Source organism: Limnohabitans planktonicus II-D5 (assembly GCF_001270065.2).
In the GTDB taxonomy this organism is placed as follows: Bacteria; Pseudomonadota; Gammaproteobacteria; order Burkholderiales; family Burkholderiaceae_C; genus Limnohabitans_A; species Limnohabitans_A planktonicus.
The window spans coordinates 1-1,410 of sequence record NZ_LFYT02000089.1 but is presented as its reverse complement, the minus strand read 5'-3'; the positions used below and the strand labels follow the sequence as shown (position 1 = coordinate 1,410).

The window sequence follows — 1,410 nt, the reverse complement described above, 5'->3', positions numbered from 1 at the left end:
TTTTGGTCACGCGCAATTTTGACGCGCTCTACAGTTACAACGCAGCCGAAAGCTATGGACTGGCCATTGCCCACCTGAGCGACCGCCTGCGCGGCGGTGGCCCATTCGCCACGCCCTGGCCCACCGATGACGCAGGCCTGTCACGCGCCGAGCGGCGCGAGTTGCAGGGCTTGCTGACACTGCGCGGCCACGACATTGGCCCTGCGGACGGCATGTTGGGCGACAAATCGCGCGAGGCGATCCGCGCCGAACAAAAGCGCTTGGGGCTAGAGGCCAATGGCCGAGGCGGCCAGAAAGTCCTCAAGGCTTTGCGCGGAGGGTGAGCGCAAGCCAGATCATGGGCACCGGACCGTGGTGGACTCGATAGGTGTGTTGTGTGGCCTGTTTTTCCAAACGATGCAAGAACACCTGCTTGACGCTTCATGGTGACCCCTTACATTGATCATGCAATCCGGTTTCCTACCGTTCGGGTCTCCAGCGTCAATATTGACAAGGCCTGCGAGCAATAAAATAATGGTTAATAACTGTTAGGAAATCGACATGCCCACCAGCGTTGCCCTCAGTCCCCATTTTGAGACCTTCATTCGCGATCAAGTCGCAAGCGGACGCTACAACAACGTCAGTGAGGTTGTCCGTGCCGGACTGCGCCTGCTCGAAGACACAGAACGCCACCAGGCCCTCCAAACCCAGGCGCTGAAAAACGATATCGCAGCGGGCCAGGCCAGTGGTGCCCCACTTGAAGCCGAACCGGTATTTGATCGACTCCAAGCCAAATACGCTCAGCAAGCCACCCTTAAAGCACGCTGATGCAATTGCTGATCACGCCCATGGCAGCGCGCGATCTGGAGGAGATTGGCGACTACATTGCACAAGCCAATCCCATTCGCGCGGGGAGTTTTGTGGCCGAACTGCGAGCGCATTGCCAGAAAATTTGTTTCAACCCTGCGGGCTATCGGCAGCGGCCTGAGTTGTCCGATAACTTGCGATCGTGCGCGCACGGCAACTATGTGATTTTTTCGAGGCCACGACAGAGCAGGTGACCATCATCCGCATATTGCACGGCGCGCGCGATATCCCTGAAACCTTGAATCCTTCCTAGAGTCATTCAAGCATGTTGGGCGACAAATCGCGCGAGGCGATCCGCGCCGAACAAAAGCGCTTGGGGCTAGAGGCCAATGGCCGAGGCGGCCAGAAAGTCCTCAAGGTTTGCGCGGAGGGTGATGGTCGCGGGGTCTGAGCTCACACCTTCAGCGGCAAGTCCATTTGCCTTTTTCCCGTCAAAGCAAACAGCGCATTGCCCACCGCCGGTGCCAGCGGCGGCACTGCAGGTTCGCCCACGCCTGCCGGGTGGCGGGTGCTGGGCACGATGTGGGTCTCCACCGTCGGCGCCTGGCTGAGCGTGACCATGGG

General features: G+C 59.4%; 4 protein-coding genes. All 4 read left to right on the top strand.

Going from position 1 to position 1,410, the window contains the following annotated elements:
• The coding region (locus H663_RS40885; protein ID WP_205872777.1) for a peptidoglycan-binding domain-containing protein at nt 1-323 on the top strand (323 nt) is incomplete at its 5' end.
• A 217-nt stretch (nt 324-540) separates the two neighbouring features.
• Complete coding sequence (locus tag H663_RS40880) at nt 541-807, top strand: type II toxin-antitoxin system ParD family antitoxin (RefSeq protein ID WP_083451241.1); 267 nt, start codon at nt 541-543, stop codon at nt 805-807.
• A complete protein-coding gene (locus H663_RS40875; protein ID WP_240620605.1) occupies nt 807-1,040 on the top strand; it encodes a type II toxin-antitoxin system RelE/ParE family toxin in 234 nt (77 codons plus the stop codon). The genes H663_RS40880 and H663_RS40875 overlap by 1 nt, the downstream gene beginning before the upstream one ends.
• Nucleotides 1,041-1,111: 71 nt before the next feature.
• Complete coding sequence (locus H663_RS42455; protein WP_276309863.1) at nt 1,112-1,237, top strand: hypothetical protein; 126 nt, start codon at nt 1,112-1,114, stop codon at nt 1,235-1,237.
• Nucleotides 1,238-1,410: the final 173 nt, after the last annotated feature.

What these genes read in the sequence shown, in the direction of transcription:
- H663_RS40880 (WP_083451241.1), top strand. Translation starts at nt 541, where the DNA reads ATGCCCACCAGCGTTGCCCTCAGTCCCCATTTTGAGACCTTCATTCGC.
- H663_RS42455 (WP_276309863.1), top strand. Translation starts at nt 1,112, where the DNA reads ATGTTGGGCGACAAATCGCGCGAGGCGATCCGCGCCGAACAAAAGCGC.
- H663_RS40875 (WP_240620605.1), top strand. Translation starts at nt 807, where the DNA reads ATGCAATTGCTGATCACGCCCATGGCAGCGCGCGATCTGGAGGAGATT.